This is a genomic window from Paenibacillus sp. FSL K6-1566 (assembly GCF_038050475.1).
In the GTDB taxonomy this organism is placed as follows: domain Bacteria; phylum Bacillota; class Bacilli; order Paenibacillales; family Paenibacillaceae; genus Paenibacillus_AQ; species Paenibacillus_AQ lactis.
In genome coordinates, this window is the sequence record NZ_JBBOSR010000001.1 from 4,399,350 (window position 1) to 4,420,721 (window position 21,372).

At 52.3% G+C, this 21,372-nt stretch carries 26 protein-coding genes; 7 read left to right on the plus strand and 19 right to left on the minus strand.

Annotated features, from left to right (window positions below; genetic code table 11):
* Window positions 1–138: 138 nt before the first annotated feature.
* Window positions 139–312 carry a 50S ribosomal protein L32 gene (gene rpmF, locus NST08_RS19350; RefSeq protein ID WP_006211382.1) on the minus strand — a complete coding sequence of 58 codons (174 nt, stop codon included), beginning with the start codon at window positions 310–312 and terminating at the stop codon, window positions 139–141.
* A 52-nt stretch (window positions 313–364) separates the two neighbouring features.
* Window positions 365–874 carry a YceD family protein gene (locus NST08_RS19355; protein WP_007132122.1) on the minus strand — a complete coding sequence of 170 codons (510 nt, stop codon included), beginning with the start codon at window positions 872–874 and terminating at the stop codon, window positions 365–367.
* Window positions 875–1,073: 199 nt separating this feature from the next.
* Here NST08_RS19355 and NST08_RS19360 point away from each other — a divergent pair, with 199 nt between their 5' ends.
* Window positions 1,074–2,309 (plus strand): nucleotidyltransferase, encoded by a 1,236-nt coding sequence (locus tag NST08_RS19360; protein ID WP_341342176.1) that lies wholly within the window; start codon window positions 1,074–1,076, stop codon window positions 2,307–2,309.
* On the opposite strand, the gene NST08_RS19365 is transcribed toward NST08_RS19360, so the two are convergent.
* Window positions 2,299–3,339, minus strand: a complete 1,041-nt coding sequence (locus NST08_RS19365) for a SepM family pheromone-processing serine protease (RefSeq protein WP_007132124.1) — start codon at window positions 3,337–3,339, stop codon at window positions 2,299–2,301. The genes NST08_RS19360 and NST08_RS19365 overlap by 11 nt on opposite strands.
* A 110-nt stretch (window positions 3,340–3,449) precedes the next feature.
* Between NST08_RS19365 and NST08_RS19370 the strand changes: the two genes are divergently transcribed.
* The gene (locus tag NST08_RS19370; RefSeq protein ID WP_341342177.1) at window positions 3,450–4,661 is read left to right on the plus strand and encodes a nucleoside recognition domain-containing protein; all 1,212 of its coding nucleotides are present in this window, start codon (window positions 3,450–3,452) and stop codon (window positions 4,659–4,661) included.
* On the opposite strand, the gene coaD is transcribed toward NST08_RS19370, so the two are convergent.
* From coaD to NST08_RS19385, 3 genes are all read right to left on the minus strand, one after another.
* A complete protein-coding gene (gene coaD, locus NST08_RS19375; protein WP_007132126.1) occupies window positions 4,639–5,154 on the minus strand; it encodes a pantetheine-phosphate adenylyltransferase in 516 nt (171 codons plus the stop codon). The genes NST08_RS19370 and coaD overlap by 23 nt on opposite strands.
* Complete coding sequence (gene rsmD / locus NST08_RS19380; protein ID WP_028406694.1) at window positions 5,138–5,749, minus strand: 16S rRNA (guanine(966)-N(2))-methyltransferase RsmD; 612 nt, start codon at window positions 5,747–5,749, stop codon at window positions 5,138–5,140. The genes coaD and rsmD overlap by 17 nt, the downstream gene beginning before the upstream one ends.
* A 576-nt stretch (window positions 5,750–6,325) precedes the next feature.
* Window positions 6,326–6,925: a short chain dehydrogenase gene (locus tag NST08_RS19385; protein ID WP_341342178.1), complete on the minus strand. Its 600-nt coding sequence runs from the start codon at window positions 6,923–6,925 to the stop codon at window positions 6,326–6,328.
* A 177-nt stretch (window positions 6,926–7,102) separates the two neighbouring features.
* Here NST08_RS19385 and NST08_RS19390 point away from each other — a divergent pair, with 177 nt between their 5' ends.
* The gene (locus tag NST08_RS19390) at window positions 7,103–7,786 is read left to right on the plus strand and encodes a stalk domain-containing protein (protein ID WP_007132129.1); all 684 of its coding nucleotides are present in this window, start codon (window positions 7,103–7,105) and stop codon (window positions 7,784–7,786) included.
* 92 nt (window positions 7,787–7,878) lie between these two features.
* Here the strand turns inward: NST08_RS19390 and NST08_RS19395 are convergent, their stop codons facing one another.
* A complete protein-coding gene (locus NST08_RS19395; protein WP_077567186.1) occupies window positions 7,879–8,010 on the minus strand; it encodes a sporulation protein YjcZ in 132 nt (43 codons plus the stop codon).
* 170 nt (window positions 8,011–8,180) lie between these two features.
* A complete protein-coding gene (locus tag NST08_RS19400) occupies window positions 8,181–8,423 on the minus strand; it encodes a helix-turn-helix domain-containing protein (protein ID WP_007132130.1) in 243 nt (80 codons plus the stop codon).
* 177 nt (window positions 8,424–8,600) lie between these two features.
* Between NST08_RS19400 and NST08_RS19405 the strand changes: the two genes are divergently transcribed.
* On the plus strand, window positions 8,601–9,272 hold the full coding sequence (locus tag NST08_RS19405) for a tetratricopeptide repeat protein (protein ID WP_341342179.1): 672 nt from the start codon (window positions 8,601–8,603) through the stop codon (window positions 9,270–9,272).
* Between the two features lie 104 nt (window positions 9,273–9,376).
* On the opposite strand, the gene NST08_RS19410 is transcribed toward NST08_RS19405, so the two are convergent.
* The 4 genes from NST08_RS19410 to rpiA all read right to left on the minus strand — a co-directional run bounded on the left by NST08_RS19410 (window position 9,377) and on the right by rpiA (window position 11,834).
* Entirely contained in the window at window positions 9,377–10,012 is a 636-nt protein-coding gene (locus tag NST08_RS19410; protein WP_007132132.1) for a GDSL-type esterase/lipase family protein, read from the minus strand.
* A gap of 120 nt (window positions 10,013–10,132) precedes the next feature.
* On the minus strand, window positions 10,133–10,570 hold the full coding sequence (locus tag NST08_RS19415) for a GNAT family N-acetyltransferase (protein WP_007132133.1): 438 nt from the start codon (window positions 10,568–10,570) through the stop codon (window positions 10,133–10,135).
* Between the two features lie 50 nt (window positions 10,571–10,620).
* Complete coding sequence (locus NST08_RS19420; RefSeq protein WP_007132134.1) at window positions 10,621–11,070, minus strand: MarR family winged helix-turn-helix transcriptional regulator; 450 nt, start codon at window positions 11,068–11,070, stop codon at window positions 10,621–10,623.
* Between the two features lie 65 nt (window positions 11,071–11,135).
* A complete protein-coding gene (rpiA, locus tag NST08_RS19425; RefSeq protein WP_341342180.1) occupies window positions 11,136–11,834 on the minus strand; it encodes a ribose-5-phosphate isomerase RpiA in 699 nt (232 codons plus the stop codon).
* An 89-nt stretch (window positions 11,835–11,923) separates the two neighbouring features.
* On the opposite strand from rpiA, the gene NST08_RS19430 reads away from it, so the two are divergent.
* Window positions 11,924–12,121 (plus strand): hypothetical protein, encoded by a 198-nt coding sequence (locus NST08_RS19430; protein ID WP_007132136.1) that lies wholly within the window; start codon window positions 11,924–11,926, stop codon window positions 12,119–12,121.
* 46 nt (window positions 12,122–12,167) lie between these two features.
* Here the strand turns inward: NST08_RS19430 and NST08_RS19435 are convergent, their stop codons facing one another.
* From NST08_RS19435 to NST08_RS19455, 5 genes are all read right to left on the minus strand, one after another.
* Complete coding sequence (locus NST08_RS19435) at window positions 12,168–12,743, minus strand: macro domain-containing protein (RefSeq protein ID WP_007132137.1); 576 nt, start codon at window positions 12,741–12,743, stop codon at window positions 12,168–12,170.
* Window positions 12,744–12,823: 80 nt separating this feature from the next.
* Window positions 12,824–13,243 carry a hypothetical protein gene (locus tag NST08_RS19440; RefSeq protein WP_007132138.1) on the minus strand — a complete coding sequence of 140 codons (420 nt, stop codon included), beginning with the start codon at window positions 13,241–13,243 and terminating at the stop codon, window positions 12,824–12,826.
* 64 nt (window positions 13,244–13,307) lie between these two features.
* Window positions 13,308–13,931, minus strand: a complete 624-nt coding sequence (locus NST08_RS19445; protein ID WP_007132139.1) for a TraX family protein — start codon at window positions 13,929–13,931, stop codon at window positions 13,308–13,310.
* Window positions 13,932–14,221: 290 nt separating this feature from the next.
* Window positions 14,222–15,430 carry an SLC45 family MFS transporter gene (locus NST08_RS19450; protein ID WP_341342181.1) on the minus strand — a complete coding sequence of 403 codons (1,209 nt, stop codon included), beginning with the start codon at window positions 15,428–15,430 and terminating at the stop codon, window positions 14,222–14,224.
* Between the two features lie 4 nt (window positions 15,431–15,434).
* Window positions 15,435–16,172, minus strand: a complete 738-nt coding sequence (locus tag NST08_RS19455; RefSeq protein WP_341342182.1) for a glycerophosphodiester phosphodiesterase — start codon at window positions 16,170–16,172, stop codon at window positions 15,435–15,437.
* A gap of 222 nt (window positions 16,173–16,394) precedes the next feature.
* Between NST08_RS19455 and NST08_RS19460 the strand changes: the two genes are divergently transcribed.
* On the plus strand, window positions 16,395–16,865 hold the full coding sequence (locus NST08_RS19460) for a MarR family winged helix-turn-helix transcriptional regulator (RefSeq protein WP_028405335.1): 471 nt from the start codon (window positions 16,395–16,397) through the stop codon (window positions 16,863–16,865).
* Window positions 16,852–18,081 carry an MFS transporter gene (locus tag NST08_RS19465; protein ID WP_213614422.1) on the plus strand — a complete coding sequence of 410 codons (1,230 nt, stop codon included), beginning with the start codon at window positions 16,852–16,854 and terminating at the stop codon, window positions 18,079–18,081. The genes NST08_RS19460 and NST08_RS19465 overlap by 14 nt, the downstream gene beginning before the upstream one ends.
* 51 nt (window positions 18,082–18,132) lie before the next feature.
* Here NST08_RS19465 and NST08_RS19470 read toward each other — a convergent pair whose 3' ends face one another.
* Window positions 18,133–19,413: an MFS transporter gene (locus NST08_RS19470; protein WP_341342183.1), complete on the minus strand. Its 1,281-nt coding sequence runs from the start codon at window positions 19,411–19,413 to the stop codon at window positions 18,133–18,135.
* A gap of 106 nt (window positions 19,414–19,519) precedes the next feature.
* The gene (locus tag NST08_RS19475; RefSeq protein WP_007132145.1) at window positions 19,520–21,223 is read right to left on the minus strand and encodes a methyl-accepting chemotaxis protein; all 1,704 of its coding nucleotides are present in this window, start codon (window positions 21,221–21,223) and stop codon (window positions 19,520–19,522) included.
* Window positions 21,224–21,372 lie beyond the last annotated feature (149 nt).

Consider the following 21,372-nt stretch of genomic DNA (forward strand, 5'->3'; position numbering starts at 1 on the left):
AAACCTATATGTAAATTAGTCGCAAATATTAGAACCTGGTACTAATGTTAAGTATAAATGATGTCACGTTAAAAAGAAAGAGGACCGGGACAAAAAAAATAGCACCTCACCAGAGATGAAGTACTACTTATGAAAAGACTATTGTTTGATGATCTCTCTTGCCTTATACGTTCCGCATACTTTACATACGCGATGAGCAAGCTTCAGTTCTCCGCATTGCTCGCATTTCACCATGCCCGGCACAGCCAGCTTAAAGTGAGTACGACGCTTGTCACGACGTGTTTTGGACGTTCTACGTTGAGGTACTGCCATGTTCCCACCTCCTTATCGGTTCAACCCGCTTTCACGGGTATACTATCCATCATCATTTAAAGAAGTCCTTTAGCCCGGCCAATCTCGGATCAATTACTTCCGTGTCGCAATCGCAGGCGCCTTCATTAAGATCTTTGCCGCAATTGTGGCAAAGTCCCTTGCAGTCGTCCCTGCATACCGGAGCTAGCGGCAGTTGAAGAAGAAATGCTTCCTCCACATATGGAGCGAGATCCACACTCTCGCCTTGCACATATGTCGTGTCGTCATCTTCGTCCTGAATGGATTCAGGATTCTCCACCTGCTGGAATACTTCATGAAAAGGGATGTGCAGATGTTCGTTGACCGGCTTCAAGCAGCGGGAGCATTTCATCTCCAGCTCAGCTTCCAAGCTTCCCCGAACGTCTACCGAGCCTGCAACGGACGGAACTGCCTTCAAATCCACTTGCAGCGGCTGAACGGCGACGATATCCTTCCGACCCTTTACGGCATTCGTAACATCCACGGTTTGATGGAACTGTAACGGTTGATCGCTGGTTGTCAATTTACGAAATTGAATAAGCATATCCATCACTCCAAACAAACAAAGATTATTATACCGATTCAGCCGGAGTTTTGTCAACAGGATTACCTTTAAGAACCTTGCGGATATCCTTTTTTTGCGCCGCGGCAAGCACTGCATGCAACGCCGCTTACGCATGCGTTTATTCTTGCAGTTTCGGCATCGAATTATGTTATATTCTTAAGCAAGGAGTTGAAGTACAGTGAAAACGGTTGGAATCGTGGTTGAATATAACCCCTTACATAACGGCCATGAGCTGCATTTTCATAAATCCAAAAAAATCACGCGCGCGGATGCGGTAGTCGCCGTCATGAGCGGTCCGTTCCTCCAGCGCGGCGAGCCCGCCATTGCCAGCAAGCGCGCCCGAACGGAAATGGCGCTTGCCATGGGGGTCGACCTCGTGCTCGAGCTGCCGGTCACCTATGCGGTGCAGCCGGCGGAATGGTTCGCATACGGCGCCGTCGCCACCCTTCATGCAACAGGCGTCGTGGACTGCCTGTCATTCGGATCGGAGAGCGGTACGCTGGAGCAGCTTCTCCCTCTCTCCCGCATCCTCGCCAGGGAACCGGACAGACTTCGCGCGGAGCTTGACGAGCGCCTTGCGGAAGGGCTAAGCTTCCCGTCCGCCTACGGCGCCGCGGCTGCCGCCGCCTTTGGCGTTTCCGAAGAAGACGCTGCCGGGCTGCGGGAACTGCTTACGAAGCCGAATAATTCCTTAGGGCTGCATTACCTGATCGCGCTTCACCGGTTAGGGAGCTCCATAGAGCCCTTCACCATCTCCAGGGAAAGCGCCCAGTATCATGACCCCGAGCCAGGGACCGGATCCATCGCCAGCGCAACGGCGGTCCGCAGGATCATTGCCAACCAAGGCATTGAAGCGGCTGCTCCGTATATTCCCGAATATACGCTGCGGATCCTGGAACGCGAAATCCGATCGGGCAGAGCCCCGATGAACTGGGACAGGTTCCGCCAGCCGCTGTTCCAGACCTTGCTCACATCTCCCCCGGCCCAGCTTGCGCAGTGTCTGGAAGTGACCGAAGGGCTTGAGTATCGAATCCGCCGAATGCTCCCCAAGCTCGATAACAGCTCCGTGGATGCGCTGCTGGATTCGCTCAAGACCAAACGATACACCCGTACCAAGCTGCAGCGCATGCTGGTGCATATTATGCTGAACCACCAGAAAGCCGGGATGAATCCCGGCGAGCTTGTCCGTGGCCCGGGCTATATCCGTGTGCTTGGGTTCAATGAGACTGGAAAAAAACTGCTGAGAACGATGAGGAAGACCGCTTCCCTTCCGGTCGTCATTAAACCGGCCGCGCTGGATCATCCCCAGCTTACGCGCGACCTTCAAGCCGCCGCCGTGTACGCCAACGCCTACCCGAATGCGGACGCCCGCGACCTCTACCATGACTATCGGCTGCCGCCCCTTACTCTTTAGGCGGCAGCTGCTCCAGATAGTCCAGCGCATCCTGCAGGCGCTCGACTTGCACAAGCTTCATGTCCGTTCCGATCCGGTCGGCCCGCTTCTTGGCTTCCTCGTAGTTCTTCGTCGGCACGAAGAAGATTTCGGCTCCCTCCCTGTCGGCCGCAACAATTTTGTGCTTCACGCCGCCGATGGGACCAACCTTGCCCGACTTGTCGATCGTGCCCGTTCCGGCGATCCGGTAGCCCTTGCTCAAATCGCCCGGCGTGAGCTGATTGTAAATTTCCAGCGTGAAGATCAATCCGGCCGAAGGTCCCCCGATGTTGGTATCCGCAAAGTTGATCACGTAATCCGGGTTGCTCGGCGCAACCTTCTGCATAGTGGCGATCATGACCCCAAGACCCGGGCGCTCCGCTCCCGTCTTTTCGTCCTTGATGCTGACGAGAGACACGTCCTCCTTCAAGGTTTTACCTCCACGCTCCAGCTCCACCGACACCTTGTCTCCGACTTGCTTGCCGCTTAACAATGCGGCGATTTTCTCGTTGTCCTTCGCAGGCTGTCCGTCAATCCGGATCAGTTTGTCTCCCGGCCGAAAATGATCCGCATTGGCGGAATCGTCAGGGATCGACATCACGAACACGTAGGCCGGCTCAATGGCATATTCAACGCCGGCTGCCTGATAGGCAGCCTCCATAGCGGACGATTGGGAGGAGTTCATGTAATAGACCTGGGTGGCCGCGTATTCCTCCTTGCTCTGATCCCCCATCTTTTCAGCCTTTTGCACAACCTCGGCATTCGGATTGAACGTCGACATCATCAGCAAGGCAAGATTCGCATAACTGGCCGATACGGTCGTCATCATGAACGTCCCCTCTTCCTCGGGATCGCTCTTCTCGACGCGGATCATCGGCCGCACCTCCTCGGCGCTGCCCGGCTGATAAATCAAATAAGGTGTCGGCATGTACACGACCAGGTACACCATTAATCCAACCATCAATAAATACAGTATAATTCTTGAGCCATTCGGTTTAACAGTCTTCTTCATCGCATTCTCCCTCGCCTTCTAAATCCGGGCCTCGCGCCAAGATTGGTCTGACGGTTGTCTCCCTTGCATAAAGTTGTACTAGCTATGTTTACGTCGAAAGGAGATTCCTTATGAATAAAGGCAACGCCACCAAAACCCAGTCCGGATTCGCCAGCACCGTCCTGCTGGGGGCAGCCGCCTTCTTGCTGGTGCTGGCCGTCGTCAGCGCGCCCGAGCCCGCCTTTCAGGCCACCCTGCAAGCTTTGAAATTATGGTGGAACATCGTATTTCCCGCACTGCTGCCGTTTCTTGTCCTTGTGGAAATATTGATGGCCTACGGCTTCGCCCATGGTGCAGGCGTTCTGCTTGATCCGCTCATGCGAAAGCTATTCAAGCTGCCGGGCAGCGGCGGCTGGGTGCTCATTACGGGAATGACAGCCGGATTTCCGGCCGGCGCTCAGGCCGCCGCCTCCATGCACAGGCAGGGAGACCTCGGCCCAGGCGAAGCGGGAAGGCTTGCCGCCATGGCCCACTTCTGCAATCCGATGACGATTCTGGTTGTCATCGGAACCGGGCTGCTCCATCAGCCTGCGGCGGGGTACCTGCTGCTTATCGTGCACTGGCTTACCGGCCTCCTGGCCGCGTGGCTGTTCAGTCTTTTCAGAAAAACACCGCATGGACGAAACGATGTTGCAAAACCGAACAAGCCTGCCCGGCAAGGTTCGCTATTAAAGCGTGCCGCTGCGGCTGCATTGGAAGCCCACAAACGGGACGGACGCAGCTTTGGCAGACTGCTGGGAGACTCCGTCACCCGCTCTGTCCAAACCTTAATGATGGCCGGCGGCTTCATCCTGTTATTTGCCGTGCTTACCCGGGTACTGTCCGAAAACGTGCTGCCCTTGCTTCCTTCTTATTTTACCTCGGGATTGCTGGAAATCCACCTTGCATCCGCATCGATCAGCAGCTCCGCCTTTACGAACAGCGCCATGCAGCTTGCCGTCTTATCCGCCGTACTCGCCTGGAGCGGCATTAGCGCCCAGCTGCAAAGCCTCTCCCTTATGCGGGATGCCGGCCTTTCGTGGAGCTACTTTATCCTGAAGCGGATCGTTCATTCCCTGCTCGCATTCTTGGTTATGCTGGCATGCTGGAAGCCCGCAAGCAGCCTGTCTGCCGCCATCGTCCCGGCCTTCAGAACGGAGCCGCCGCAGACTGGACAGAAAGGGAATATCTTCAACCTGTGGACAGGATTTCCGTCCGTTCTTCAAACACAAATTGCCTTTTTCTTGCTGATTGCGGCAGCGCTATGGGTGATTTCATCCATTATTGTTCGCGTGCGGCGTTGAATTTACGGCGCAAAGCCGCATCCACCTCGGGACTGACCAGGTCGGTCGTATCGCCGTTGAAGTGTGCGATCTCTTTAACCAGACTTGAGCTGAGAAAGGAATATTTCGGATGGGTCATCATGAAGATCGTCTCCGCATCGGGATTCAGCTTATGATTGGTCGAGGCGAGCTGCAGCTCATACTCGAAATCCGTAACGGTCCGGATCCCGCGGACGATCACTTGCGCATTCCGCTGACGCACATAATTGGCTAACAGATCGCGGAAGCTGTCGATTTCCACGTTCGGCAGATGACGCGTAGCCTCTCTCAACAGATCCTTCCGCTCCTCCACCGTAAACAGCGGGTTTTTGCTTAAGTTGTTTAGAACGGCCACGATCAGCAAGTCAAACTGCTTTGAAGCCCTCGTAATGATATCCATATGCCCCATCGTCACAGGATCAAAGCTGCCGGGATAAACGGCAATTCGATATGTACTATTATTCTCGGTTGTCATCGTGTGATTCCTCCTCATCCGCACCGGCAGCTTGTCCTTGTACGGTTTCGTATCTGTATATGGTGACGGCGGTTTCGCCGTACCTCGCTGTTCGCATGCCGTGAAAATGGCCGAAGCTCTCCGGATATTCATAGCCCGACTCATATTCCAGAACAATAACGGCTCCCTCGCGTAGAAGCTTGCGCTCCGCCATATCATTCATGAGCTCATCCCCATTTTTGAATTTATAGGGAGGGTCCAGAAACACCAGATCGAATGCCGCGCCCCGCTTCTCCAGCACCTTAAGCGCTCTTGCCGCATCGTTGCGATATACCTCTGCCGCCTCTTGCAGGCGTACAGCCTTCAGATTATCCTTGATCGTCTCAATGCTCCGCTGCTCCACGTCAATAAAAACAGCACGATCCATTCCCCGGCTTAACGCCTCGATGCCAAGGCCGCCCGTGCCCGCAAACAGGTCAAGGACGGTTCCCCCGTCAAAGTAGGGGCCGATCATACTGAATATCGCTTCCTTCACTTTATCCGTCGTCGGACGGGTGCTCATGCCGGGAACGCTTTTCAGCGGTCGGCCTTTTGCACTTCCGGATACTACTCTCACTGCTCGATTCACCCGTTTCATCACATCAAGATTCATGGCCATGACGGCCATAGCATTGATTATCGTAACATAATCCTGCCGCATATGAAAAATGAAACATGCCCCCTCTTCATTTTTTTTCAAACTCAGGTATATTTCCGCTCCTGCCGGGCATCCTAAAGATATCGACATCAATGAATGTCGTAGACAACCGCGGAGAAGACTTACGTTTCCCCATAAGCTCTTCGTCCGGTTTCTCCTCTCCCATGAGGGAGTCTCTTCGGAGGCTCCCGAAAACAATCCCTGCAGTATCAGGATTTTACTGTAGGGATTGTTTTCTTTTTTTTGTTCCATTTCGATGGATTTCGGCTCGGTATCTTAATTAAAAAAAACCGCTCATTTAAGATGAGCGGCTTCTTTTAACTGAGTTGCTATCATCACCGTGATTCTTAACATACCCCCGGATGTCGTTGAGCAGTTCATCGTCATCTTCCACCAGCTGTAACCGTCCCGCTCCTACGTTCGTGTAACCCAAAAGCGGAAGCGAACCTATTTTTTCCGATGTTTTACTTAGCAACATTTCAGGTTACGCGTTGCTCAATAAACCGTGTACGTTTGTCCGGTTTGGGCACCCTCAACGCTCTTTCGGTAGGCAAGCGCGGCTCTCCCGGCAGATACGGGCTCAAACCCCGGGAAGTATGGACCGTATGTATCCATCGATTCCTTAAGTACATTGGGGCTGACATTGTTGATACGTATCCCTCGCGGCATTTCAATGGCTGCAGCCTGAACGAAGGCTTTAATCGCTCCTCCAGCCATGGCGGAAGATATACCTCCAATAATGGGACTGTCCATAATAATGCCGGTGGTTAACGTAAAGCTTCCCCAATCATGAACATGGTCCAGCCCGAGCAAAACAAGATTGATTTGCCCCTTCAATTTACCCATAATCGCGATTTCATTCAACTCCGGCGTCAATTCGTGGAGAGGACCAAAGTAAGCCTGGCCTGCGGTACAGACCACTGCATCTACGGAGCCGACAGCCTTATACATACTCGCGATACTTTCAGGAACGGACATATCCATGGTGATATCAGCACCTTTGCGTCCAGCTGTTATAATTTCATGATGCTGCCCCAGCTCTTTGCGAACCGCTGTCCCCAGTGTTCCGGATGCGCCCACCATCAAAATTTTCATGACCATATTCCTCCATCCTGTTGGTCTGTATATGTCAATAATTGGACAAGTCAAATCGTATCACATGGAATTGCTATATGCCAGATCGGGGAGCCTTGCTGTTCTATTCTTCAATTATGTATAATGGCCTGGCATGCCCTTACATAGGGGAAAGAGTAAAAAGGAGGAAATGAAACATTGAAGAAAAGGTTTGTAGCATTACTGTCTGCGGCAACATTGGTCGGCGGGATGACGATTGGTGTAAGTGCAGCTCCCGTCCTTGAGAAGATCACAGCTCATTTGAACTGGGGCATTGCCTACGAGGTGAATGGAAAGCAATGGACGCCGAAGGATCAGTCGGGGAACCGCATCGCCGCCATTTCTTATAACAACACGACTTACCTACCTGTTCGAGCGGTATCGGATGCACTGGGCGTTGCAGTGGAATATGATAATAAAGCTCAGAAAATCAAACTGGGCGAAAAATCGGATCTAACCCCGATTACATCGGAAGAGATTAAATTGTCATATGCCTCTGTTATAACCAAGGACAAGCAGCACACCGTACATAATGGTAAAGATTATGGTTCAGGAGTCATCCTCAATAGCATTAATGGGGTAGAAAAAGGATTCACGTTAAGACCTGGAGGCAAACACCAAACCCTCGAATTGTCCGTATTCCCTGTATCGGTTAACAAAGATATCGTGGTAAAAATCATGAGTGGGGGCGTGCTCCTGAAAGAAGTCGTTATCACTCCGAGCGACAGCATTGAAACAGTCACCGTTGATATTGATGGAGCCAAAGAAATCGAGGTTTCGGCTAAGTACCCAAAAGTCGAAATTGGCGACGATATTCTATTCTTCGCTGGAACTTATAAGTAAACGATAATGGAAGAAGAGCCCCTGCCATCGGCAGGGGCTCTTCTAGCGCTTTCAGCAGGTCGTGATTACTCTGTTCACTATAAAAGAATGGATTAGATAAATGCGCGAGTAATGATCACCAACAAGATGAATAATACCAAGATAGCACCTACTGAAGAGCCGTATCCATAACCACCATATCCTCCAGCTACTCCGCTCACATGTATCCCTCCTTTTTTGAACATACACCATACTATGACGCTTCCGCTAAAATGAACTGGGCGATCAACCTGACCGGACAATAATAATGAAAATGCCCCCGGGTCCAGGGGTCCATCCGTCATTAAAACAAAGACGCCAGGGCGCTTCTACTCCCTCGCGTCTTCCGTATATAGGCCTCTAATAAAGGCGGTTGTTATTCTTCTTCTTCGATCAATCGGTTGGGATCCGCCGGATTCAATAATTTCCTGCGCCGGTCGATCAGCCCTTCCTCCCCATGCTCGCGGAATTTGCGCATCCATACCTTTAACCGCCCGATGTCTGAAATTTGCAAGGCGGATGCCACCTCTTTCTTCGTTTTACCCGCAAGCCGCATGGCGACTGCCTTCTTCTTCGTTTCGAAACTGTAGGTATGAAATGTCTGCCCCTTTTTCGCCATGATTATCACCTCTTTACTATGTATATCGGCCGAGGCTGCCCGTATTTCAATACCCCGGGTACTCCGGGCAAGTCACGCCTGAGCAGAGCCTTTGAAATCGAAATATGATCTTCCAAAGACCCCAGGATATGGTATAATTTCGTAAGAATTCATGAACTAGAAATTGGGGGATCATCCTTGGGGAAATTCATTATTTTTGGCATGCTGTTTTATATTTTCGGCAATCCGTTCATCGCCATTATTGTTCTTCTGCTTATCGTTTACGTCCTGGACCGCAGATTTGTCGGGGTGTTTCCCAGCATTACGCGTCCGATTCAGCGGGCAAGACAGATATCCAAGCTGCGAAAAAATATCGCAGCCAGTCCCAGCGACGTCTCCTCGCGACATGAGCTGGCAAGGCTGCTGATCGAGCGCCGCAAATACGGGGAGGCGCTGAAGCTGCTGGAGTCCATCTCGGAAAGCTTGCAGGATTCGGCGGAATACTGGGATGATATCGGCACCGCCCGCCTGAAGACCGGAAATACCGCTCAAGGAGAAGCGGATATCCTTCAAGCGCTGGATATCAATCCCCGGGTAAAATACGGCCGGCCATACCTAAGGCTTGCCGACGCGTTCCGCACGGCGGATTCCGCGAAAGCCCTCGATTATTTACAGAAGTTTCATACCATGCACTCTTCTTCTTCTGAAGCATACTACCTCCTGGGAACCATGTATCGGGTTCTGGGACAGCGTCAGGAATCCAAGGAAGCCTTCTCGGAGTCGATGAGCGTATACCGATCCCTTCCCAAGTACAAGCGGCGCCAAGAACGCAAGTGGGCGGTTCGGAGCTTTTGGCGGAACTTATTCTAAACGTGCCTGAAATCCATTATAAGAAGCTCCGCAGCAAGTTCACCCCTTCGAAGCATAACAAGGCCCGCCGGCGATTTGCCAGCGGGCCTTGTCATGCTTCTATGTTATACCAGCGGCTTGTACCCAAGCCGATGCAGCTGCTCGGCGATAATCCGGTAGCCTTTCCCGTTCGGATGAAGCCCATCCACCGATAGCAGCTCCTTCTCTTTGCCTGCAAATGCGGCATTCACATCGGCAATCCGGAAGTACACGTCGCTGAGGCTATGAAGATATCGATTAAACCGCGATACGTATTCCCCTGCTTCCCCGGAAGCAGGATAAGGATTGTACAGCCCGACGGCACGGATGAAATAAGCTTTGCCGCCTCCTGCCTTAATATTTCGAATATGCTTGACGGTGTTAGACATGTAATACTGGCAACGGAGCAGCGCCCGATCCAGAGATTCCCGGTCAGGACGGCCGCCGGCGGATTTCACGGCTCTGATCAAGTCGTTGCCGCCAATCGTTATGGTTATGATATGAGCCTGCTGCAAATGGTAACGATAGGCCGGATTTTGAACGATCCGCTCATACAGCCCCTCGGATGTTAATCCGTTGATCCCCATATTTTCGTGAGCCACAAATTGCTGAAGTCTCTCTTCCGCCATCCGGCGATATAGCGGAACAAAGCCGCTGCCAGGCATCGCCCCGAACCCGAAGGTCAGCGAATCGCCGACAGCGGTATAATGGTACACCAACATGTTCACCCCCTGTCCCGCTCGTTATGACATTATATGAGCGGGAGCATCGGTTGTGAAACGGGACAGTGCCTCGGATAAAAAGAATACAGGCTGATGCTTGTTCTTCGGATTACAGGGCCCTTAATCCGATGTCTCCTCATCGACCTCATAAATACAACGGAACCGTTCAACCCCAGGATATTTCTCGCCGAGGCTGTGCACTTCAAAGCCGATATTCCGGTAAAAGTCCACCGCTTCATCGTCGGTCTCCGCGATAACTCGCTTAGGCTTAGGATCGAGCTGAAGCAGCAGCTCCAATATCATCCCCCGTCCATAGCCTTTCCCCCGGTTCTCCGGGAGTACGGCAAGATGTCTGATCGTAACTTCATCCCGCTGAATATCACAGCCGATAATGCCGACGAGAAGCCCCTCCTCAACGTAACCATAGAGCTTGCTCCCGCCTTCGGCCTTATAAAGTGAAACGGCCTTCTCTACCTGATCCGGATCGGGAAAAACCGAATAGCCAAGCAGTTCCCTTACCTCCAGCTTAGCCGCTTGGGATGTCATTTCCTTGAGCATACCTTGTATCTCCCATCATTATTGTGTGTATGAACAGACGAAAGCCTGTGTTAGAGCATTTCCTCCGCGCTTCGGCCTAGCTTCTTCAGAAGCTTGACCGCCTCTGCCTTTTCTTGATCGGTCAAGCCGCTGAGCGCCTTGATCATCAGCTGCTGGTGGCCGGGAAAGATCGATTCGAAGAACGCTTTGCCCTCCGGGGTCAGCTCCGCATATATCACGCGGCGATCCTCTGCTGATGCCCGCCGCACGAGGAGATTTTTCTTCTGCAGCTTGTCTACCACATATGTAATATTGCCGCTCGAGATCAGCACTTTTTCACCGATTTTCTGCAGCGGCTGCGGTCCTTTGTGGTACAGAACATCCAGGACGCCGAATTCCGTGGAATTCAGCCCGTGACTCTGAATGCTGCGGTTGGAATGCGTCATAACCGCATTATAGGCTCTTGCCAAAATAACCATCAAATGCAATGGATAATCCTCTTGTTCTTGAATATCCGACATATTTCACCCTCCGAAAGTTGTCATGTATTAAGGTTAATGAACGCAAGGCTCAACTGTCAAATGGATTATTCACTCGCCGAGTCAGCTCCGATAATCCGCACCGACCCGTCCCGGCATCCAATGATCGCTTGATCGGCCATCCCTAGAAACAAGCCGTGCTCGACCACGCCCGGAATGCCCGTCAGCCGGGCAGCCAGCTCTTCAGGCTCGGAGATCCGCCCAAAGCTGCAGTCTGCAATATAGTTGCCATTATCCGTCTCATAGACGGCTCCTTCGCGGTCACGGCGGATTTGTACAGAGCATCCAAGCTCCTTCAAGGATTGAACGGTCCATTCGTAGGCGAAAGGAATGATTTCGACCGGTAGCGGAAACGCCCCCAGAACGGGCACCTCCTTCGTCTCATCGGCAATGATAATCAGCTTGTCGCTGCGGTACGCCGTCATTTTCTCACGCAGCAGCGCTCCTCCTCCGCCCTTGATTAGCCGTAGCATCCCGTCAAGCTCATCCGCTCCGTCAATCGTCAAATCCAGTCGGTCGATATCCCGGACCGGGGTGAGCGGAATCCCCTGCTGAACCGCGAGCTCCTCGGAAGCCCGAGAGGTCGCTACAGCTTGGATATCGAGCCCCGCCCGGACCATTTCCCCGATTTTGAGAATGGCGTAATAAGCCGTTGAACCGGTTCCGAGACCGACCTTCATCCCGCTTTGGACATAACCGGCAGCACGCTCCGCCGCACTTTGCTTCATATTGTATTCCGTGTTCATACCGTGATCTCACCTTTCTACATCATGGTGCAACCCATGCTATAATATTCAATTATACCGACTTATTTCGTTCAACACGGAGGTTGAATATGCGAACCGAGAATCAGATCAAGTCCAAGCTCAATGAGCTTACCATGCAAAAAAAGCTGCTGCACGCCCGTATTGCACAGCTGGACGAGAGCAGTCCGCAGCGCGCTGCCCTAGTTCAACAGGAGGCCCGCCTCGACGATATGATGATCATGCTGGAATGGGTGCTGAACGAGCCGGAAGGCTCCTACCATATGTAATCAAGTATACCGAAATAACGAGAGGGGCGCCTTGGCGCCCCTGCCCTTATATTTGAGCCTCCTTCTCCCGCGTGAAGCGTTCGAGCCAGTTCTCATAGAGCTCGGCGTTCTCGGGAGAATAACACACAAAGTCAATCCGCTCCAGCCGGTTATCCGGAAGGTCCTCCTCCAGCAGCTTCGTAACAGCCGTAAGGGCAACATCGCAGGCCGGGGCTTTCGGGTATTCATAGATGCCGGTGCTGATATTAGGAAAGGCGATGCTTCGTGCGCCTACCTCAATGGCAAGCAGAAGACTGTTTCGGTAGCATTCCGCAAGCGTGTGCTCCTCGCGGCGCCCGCCTCCCTCCCAGATCGGGCCGACGGTGTGAATGATATGCTGTGCAGCCAAGCGCCCCGCACCTGTAATAACGGCGTTGCCGGGCGGGCACCCGCCCTGCTGCTTGCGAATCTCCATGCACTGCTCCATAATTTCGGGTCCGCCGGCACTGTGAATTGCACCGTCGACCCCTTTTCCGCCCAGCAATCCCGAATTTGCCGCATTTACGATAATGTCGCCCGTCCATGTCGTAATATCGCCTATAATGACGGAGACCGATGTCCTTCCGATTTTAAATGTTTTCATTCGGAAAATCTCCTTTCGGTCTTTTAACCCTTTATTACCCCGCCTGAGGGGCGGTTGACCCTGAATGCCCCAGCTTGGTGTTATCTTTTTTTGGCGACCGCCGTTAGCCGTTCGGTCAGCCGGATCTCATCCTGGCCCTGGAGCGCTTCCTCAACCGTCCGGTAGAACCGGAGCGTCCCCCGGTCCCGCGCGGCTTTCAGATGGGAGAGAAATACATCCCCCGCCTCCTCCAGCTTCAGATCCTCGGCTTTATGCCGAACCCGGCATAAGTACACCTTCATGGGACCTTGAGGATCCTCATATTCCATAACGCCGATCGGTGTCAGGGTCCGTTCATCCTCCCTCGTGAATTGGGGTGTCTTATAAACGGTATATTCCGAAGCCGGCGGAGGAATGTATGCTTCCCGCTTTTTATCTGCGATCAATCTGGAATTCATGAACGCAAGATAACCTGCTGCCGCAAATAAAATTACGGCCGCAGCAATGGCAATATTCATCATCAATAAAGCCTCTCCTTCTAATGATTCGTATCGATCCACTCCTCTGGGGCGACCGTGCGTCGATCTACATGAAAATCCGCATTACTGCGATGACGAGCAGATGCAACGGATAAAAGGAACGCCACACCCAGCGGCTTACCCGGACGGTTTCAAGCTTTCTCCAAATCTGCGGACCATAAGTAATAAGCACTGTAGGAATAACGCTCCACATTTGAAGCTCCCAGTTATTGACGAACAGGAACAGCAGATTCAGCAGCATATGAAGCGGGGCGAGCCAGCTCGGCTTCGCATATCGAAAGATGAGAATCAGCATGAGTCCATAAGCACCGTAATCAAATGGAAGATCATTCAAGAGCGTGCATGCGGCTATGATGAGCATCGACGACAGTATCCACGATTTCGAGCGTTCCAGCAGATAGAGCACCAGTGCCCCAACAAACAGCGTAACGACCACGTTCAAACCTCGGGTATCAAGCGCCAGCTGATAGGGGATTTGGGATATAACCGCAATAACGGCAAGTCGCAGCATGTAACGCGGTCTCGAGGAGGTATAACGATGCCCTTGAACCAGGGCGTAAGCGTAGATGGGAAAGGCGATGCGTCCGATGATCCGCCAAAATTCCTGATTCGGATAAAATACGAGCCCCACATGATCAATCAGCATCGTCAGCATAGCGATCCATTGCATCACGGCCCTCCTCCTTTGTACAGCTTTCGAGTACGCTATGTATTTTCGGAACCCAGCATATCTATTATCGGTTGCTTTGGGGACGGTTGCAAGTAGCGTTGAGGCTTGCCGAGTAAAACCTGATCATGCTGCCCGGAACTGGGGAGATCCTCTGCTGAGGTGTATGCCAAGAAGGTCAGCCTAATGATCCGGCGAACGGGCTTTCAACATTTTAAAAAAACCACCCGGCTGATGTGCCGGATGGCTGCAATATCCCTTATGCATGGGAGAAGATTCAGGACTTCGTTCGCTTACGGCGCCCCGGCCGAAGCCGCTTGCGGCTTGTTATGGCTAGATGACTCGGGATGGCGGATCATCAGGACGCAGATGAGCGCCAGCAGCATGCTGCCCGCCGCACAATAGAACAATATCGAATAGCCCATGCCGTCGATCAGCTTGCCGAGGAGAGGCGGCGAGGATATGGCGGCAAGTGAAGATACAAGATAGTACATCCCCGTTCTCGTGCCGATGCTATCCTCCGAGCCGGTGGACACAACGAACGGGTAGGAATTGATGTTGATGCACGCCCAGAACAATCCTCCCACGGTCAGCAGGATCCGCAGCACAAGCAGCGACTCGATCAGCGGCACGAGGGAGAATACAATAAACAATCCCAGGACGCCTATGCTGATAACACGCTTCTTCCCGAACCTGCTGCCGAGCCATCCGCTGGGAATCGCGAACAGCACAAACGCCAGCGAGAAGAAGGTCAAGGAAAAGGACGCCTGTGACTCCGTCAGTCCCATTTCATTTTTACCGTATAGGGTAAACAGCGTCTCTACGCCTTGATAGGCAACAAACCAGAAGAAGATGGCAGCAAGCAGAAGCGCCGTCGTACGATTCAGCTGTTTCTTGAAGGATACCGCGGACTTGGCTTCCGTCTGGGCTTGATAACCTGGAGCATCTCTCCGTTCTTTAATAAACACCGTCAAGATAAGAAGGGACGCCAAGGTGACGACTGCGGCGGCGATGAATGGCAGCGACGGATGGGCATTATAGAGAATGGATCCGGCACCGAATGCCAGTATCGAACCGACGCCTCCCATGAAGTTAATGATCCCGTTGGCGCGCGTACGGCGTCGCTCTTCCGTAATATCGGGCATCAAGGATACGGTTGGCGAGCGGTACAAGCTCATGGCGAGGTTCATCAGCACCATGAACAGGAGCAGCGTCGCCAGTCCGTTATGAAAGGGGATGATTGCCGTAAACAATGCGCCAAGCGGCATCCCGATCAGCAGATAAGGCATCCTTCTTCCGAACCTTGTATGCGTCCGGTCACTCCGACTTCCGATCCATGGCTGCAAAAATAAGGCAAAGTAATTGTCGATTGTCATGAAAAAACCGATCAACGCGACACTGGAGATGTACCGCTCCAGAAAATAAGGCACAAAAGCGTTATACAGTGCCCAGGTGATGCTAATGCTGAAAAAACCGAAGCCCAGCAGCCATGTTTTTCTCAAAAGCTCACACTCCCTTAGTCTGCAGCAATCCGGAGAGCACGTCCGGATAATCGGTAATAATGCCGGCTACTCCGGCTTCAATCAATGATTTCATCTCGTTCTCGTCGTTAACGGTAAACGGATGGTATACGACGCCGTTCCGTTGTGCTTCCGCCACCCATTCAGGAAGAACAGCCTTCTTGTAGGCATGAAGCGCATCGGCTTGAATGCGCTTGGCGTATTCCCAAGGCTCGTACAAGCCTTCCATATATAAAATGCCCGTCCGGATCTCCGAATCCACGCGCTTGCAATGAAGGAGCGAATAGTGATTGAAGCTGGATATGACGATACGATCGCCCATCTTAAATTGGTTGACCGCCTCGATCACCTTTTCCACGAGACCCGGATACGGTACCGAGCTGTTCTTCAGCTCGATATTGACGATCGTGCCGCGGCTTTGGGTAAGCTCGAGCAGCTCCTCCAGCAGCGGAATGCGCTCCCCTTGGAATGCCTCACCGAACCATCCGCCTGCGTCCAGCTTCGACAGCTCCTCGTAGGTGTAATCCTTAACGAATCCTTCCGCTCCGGCGGTACGCTTCAGCGTCTCGTCATGGATGAGGACGAGTCTTCCATCCTTCGTCATCTGTACATCGGTCTCAATGCCGGTGGCACCAAGCTCCAGGCTTTTTTCAAAAGCCGCCATCGTATTTTCCGGGCAGACTGCCGAAGCCCCTCGATGGGCAAAATTGATTAATTGCGGCATGTTTTCCTTCGCCTCCTGAATGGTATAAAAGTTTGTCATTTTAACTATAGCTCGCAATTGTTAGAACTATGTTATCCCTCTTCTCATATTCCACAAGAAATGGGAAATCCCTGTCATGAAAGCGATTTATTTTATTTGGGATTGACGTCAAACGAATGTCATACATATAATTGTTAAGACAACTATTTTTGAAAGCGTGAAATGAAAGGTGTGACTTGTTTCTTGAAAAACCCTGCCTCCAATCCCTCCATCGGCTTTTACCTCGGCTACACCTATCGGCGGGCCTCCCAATGGTTCGGTCATGCTTTGAAGCCGTATGACATAACGCCCGAGCAGTGGCTCGTCCTGTATCGCATTTGGGAGCATGAAGGGCTGAATCAGAAAGAGGTCGCGGCGAAGGCCGATAAGGATCAGCCTACGACGACCCGGATTTTGGATTTGCTCGAGAAGAAGGGCTATACGCGAAAGACAGTCTCACCGCATGACCGCAGAGCTTTCCAGCTGTATCTGACCGAAACCGGCAAGCAATTGATTGACGCTACGGCGGAGATCGAACGCGAGTGCGGCCGGCAGATCATCGAAGGAATCGACAGCCGGCAGCTGGAGCTATTCTGGGATACGCTCTCACGCATCAATGATAATCTTCAACATCTACAGAACAACAGGAGAGATAGCCTACATGAACCCGAATAACAACCCGAAACAACCATTATGGACCAAAGAATTCATTACCCTGATGGTCAGCAACCTGTTCCTGTTCCTGACCCTGCAGATGATGCTGACCACGCTGCCCGCATATGCGCAGGATGCCTTTACGGCCAGCCCGCTTCAGGTCAGCCTCATTACAAGTCTATTTGCATTCAGTGCGATTCTATCAAGATTCGTCTCAAGCAAAGCATTGGAGAAAGGCAAGCTCCGGCTTCTGCTGTATGTCGGCCTTGTCATCTCCTTGGCGGCAACCCTTGGTTATTATTGGGCCACCGGTATCGTCTTTTTGCTCATGATGCGCATCCTGTTCGGGATCGGCTTCGGCATGACGAGCACCTCGTTCCCGACGATGGCATCCAACGTGATTCCGCCCAAACGGATGGGCGAAGGTATGGGGTATTTCGGTCTATCGACGACGCTGGCCATGTCCATCGGTCCGATGATCGGACTTACGATGCTTCAGGACGGAGGCTTTACGCCGCTCGTGATGCTTACCGTGCTGATTAATATTCTGATCTTCCCGCTGGCCTTCATCCTGTTATCCAAGAAACCGAAGGCGGAGGCCTCGCCGGTGTCTAAGGCGCAGGCGGATGATATGCCGACCGGATTTAACCGCAAACTGATCCTCCCGAGCGTACTGAACTTTTTAATGTCGATTACGTACGGCGGACTGCTCAGCTTTATGGCGTTATATGGCCATGAGGCCCATCTCAGCAATCCCCAATACTTCTTTCTGTTCAATGCGCTGGCCATCATTCTCGTTCGCCCGTTCTCCGGCAAAATTTATGATCGCTATGGGCATAAAGCGCTGATGGTTCCGGCTGCCATTCTTATGATTGCAGGCCTGCTGCTGCTGACCTTTGCCACTTCAACGGGTTCGCTGCTGCTGTCGGCACTATGCTACGGCCTGGGCTACGGAGCAATGCAGCCATCGATTCAGACCTGGATGATCCAGGAGGTTCATCCGAAGCAGCGCGGCATGGCTAACGGCATGTTCTTCAACTCGCTCGACTTCGGCGTAGCGGTCGGCTCGATTGTGCTGGGGTCGATTGCCAAGGCAACATCCTACGGCATGATGTACCGGTTCTCTGCCATCTCGTTGGTGCTGCTTATCGTGATATATGGCATCATGAAGCTGGTGCGGGGGACTGCGGCAGCTCCTCCTGCCTTAAACGAGTCGAATCAGAGCGCTGCCGGATAACTCGCCCTGCAGCTCTTTCATGTGCATAAACGAAAAAAAGGTCTTGTCCACTCACTTGTGGACAAGACCTTTTTTCTTAATTCCCTTCGGCTTCTTGAATGCCACCCGATAGGATCCGCCCCCCGGATCATCCTTCTTGGCTTCGGGTTTCACGGCAAACAGCGTAAGCAATCCGCCTACCGCAGCGATGGCTGCAAGCGTGCCGAACATGACCCCGTGATGCGTTCCCAGCAGCAAGGAGACGACGGGCGGTCCCAGCGATACGCCGATAAACCGCATGCTGCTGTATAGCGACGTGATCGTTCCCCGCTGCTCCTTGTCAACCCCCTCGGTCAGCAGGGTATCCATACATGGGAGAACCATTCCGATCCCGATTCCGCCGATGGTCATCATGCCGATCACGAAATAGATCTGATCGCTGAATCCGATCACGAGCAGCGAAGCCGTTAAGAGGCACATTCCGGCAAACCCCGTCCACTTCATCCCTCGTTTGTTTTTTCCGGTGAATTTCCCTGCCAAGTAGGAAGCCAAACACAACAGGGCAAGAGGGATGGCAAGCACCAAGCCTTTAACGACTCCCTGCAGGCGGTATGTGCTTTCCAGCGTCTCGGATAAATAGAACAGCATGCCAAACACGCCAAACATGGCAATGCCTCCGATCGCAAATATGGCATACATCCACCGTCCCTTCTCGCGAAGCACCTCACGGGTTGTCTTTAGAAACTCGCCGAGGGATCGCTCATCATGATTATCTCCCTTGGGCGCCTTCACCAGAAAGATGACGAGCACCAACGAGATCAAACACAGGACCGGAATGGCGATAAACGGCAGAAACCAAAGAAAGCTACCTAGCAGCGCCCCTAGGATTGGACTTATAACCTTGCCGAACGTATTGGATGTTTCGATAATACCCAAGCTTTTACTGACCTTCTCTTCGTCATTGAACATATCGCTGACCAGCGGAATCACGATCGGAAATGCGCCCGCCGCACCGATTCCCTGAAGAAACCGGCCAGCCAGAATAACATAATAAGATGTCGTTCCCGCGAGCAGCCATGCTGCCACGGCAGAGACCGCCCCGCCCGCCGCCGCAATGATTAAACTCGGTATGATGATCTTCTTGCGCCCGAACCGGTCCGATAAATAGCCTGCGATCGGTATCAGCAAAATGGCTACCACGGCATAAACCGTAATCAGCATGCTAACTTGAAAGGAGCTTATTCCCAGGACTTTAGATATTTGCGGCAAAATGGGAATCAGCATGGAGTTGCCGAGCGTCATAATGAGCGGTATGGAAGCAAGCGCAACCAGGTCCCATTTTTTACTTTCCATGAGAAGACCACCTTTATGTTATCAGTATCCATATTGTAGGTTCTTTCGCCTAGAATATGCATCCGATCAAGGTGGTCGATTTTACCCGAATAAATTATGGTACTGCCTACACTTTAAACCCGGACATCAGCTCCGTCAGCTGCTTCGACATGCTGCTCAAATCCTCTACGGAGCCCGCAATCTCCTCCATCGAAGCCAGCTGCTCTTCGGTCGCCGCGCTTACGCTTTGAGTTCCCGCTGCCGTTGTTTCCGTTACGTCCTGTATTCTGCGGATGGTGTGCACCAGCTCTTCGGCTCCGGCATTCATCTCTTCCGTTGCCACGGTCACGCCATACATCTGACCGTTCAATTCCTCGATGGCCCGCTCGATATCTTTGAACGCCCGTTCCGCCCCTTGCGCGACATCCATGCCCTCGGAGACCTCGCGGGTGCTTCGTTCCATCACATTCGCAAGCTCATAGATGTCCTGCTGGAGCTGTTGAACAAATTGGCGGATTTCGATCGAAGAATTCGAAGCCTGGTCGGCCAGCTTTCGGACCTCGGCCGCAACGACCGCGAAGCCTCTGCCGTGTTCGCCCGCCCTGGCGGCTTCGATGGAAGCGTTCATCGCAAGCAGCGAGGTCTGCTCGGCAATTTCGATGATCACCTGACCCATGACTCCGATGCTGGAGGCTCGCTCGCCAAGGTGGCGTACGGATTGCGCCGACTGGTCCACGCTTGTACGGATGCCCTTCATTTGATTCAACGTCTGTACGATCGCTTGCTCTCCATCGGCGGCCAGCCTGTTGGCTGTCGATGCAAGTCCGGACACCTCTTGCGCCGTCATTGCGATATGCTTCATTCCTTCAGCCATATCGGTTACGGTTGTTGTCGTTTCCTCCGTATCCTGAAGCTGACTCTCTACCCCTGCAGCCACTTGCTCCATAATGCTTGAGGTTTGATGCGTGGCTTGGCGAATCTCCTCGGTCGTCGTATGCAGAAGAGACGCGGATGCGCCGACTTGGCCTGCCGTATCTTGAATTTTCACCACCATGTCTCTAAAGCCCTGTACCAGCTTATTATATGCGTCGGCGACATCCCGGATTTCATCCTTCGTCGTAATATGCAGCCGTGTTACGAGATCGCCGCCTCCCTCCGCAATTTTCAACAGCTGATCCTTCATCCGGTTCAAAGGCTGAATCGAACGGGTCAGCAGATATCCCTGTACGGCAAAATACGCGATTGCGGCAAGTCCTATCAATAGAATGACGTTATTCTGGAATCGGCTGGCTTCGGCAATTCGGTTCGCCTGCTTGGCCAGCGCTGCATTTTTGCTGGCTGTAAAATCGGTAACGAGCGTTTCAAACGATTTGCGGAGCTCCCGCTCTCGATTGAAGGCCTCCTCATAGATTCGGAAAGGCACCGCTTTATAGAATCCGGAATCATAACCGAGCTTATTCAATACCTCGGTGACCGCACCGGTATAATCGGCGAATCCCGCTTCGATGCCCTCAATCACCTTCTTGTCCTCGGCGGAGGTCATCAATCCCTTCGTCTCTTCCATCAAGGCTGCGATGGACTGCTGCTTCGACTTCAACGAGTTGACGTACTCATCGTCGCCGGTTAACAAATAACCCCGTTCATCATTCGATATGCCGGTTAATAAATATTCCAGCTGGGTCAGGTTATAGATGATCTTCTGATCCACATCGATGATTTGACTGAACTTTCTCTCTGTCGAATTTGTGGAAATAAATGCAATGACTATGATTACCGCCGTGACCGCGGCAAGAATCGTAGATGAAAGTATGAGTTTCGTTTTTATTTTCATCCGTGAGCACCCGACCTTTTGTATGAATTTATATTCCCAAGGTATTTTTCGGCAAAAAAGCTCATGAAATGAATAGATCATCAGACGGATGAAACGCAAAACTTTACGGAAAACACCTACTTTATTGTCCACTGGCCAAATGTTTTATC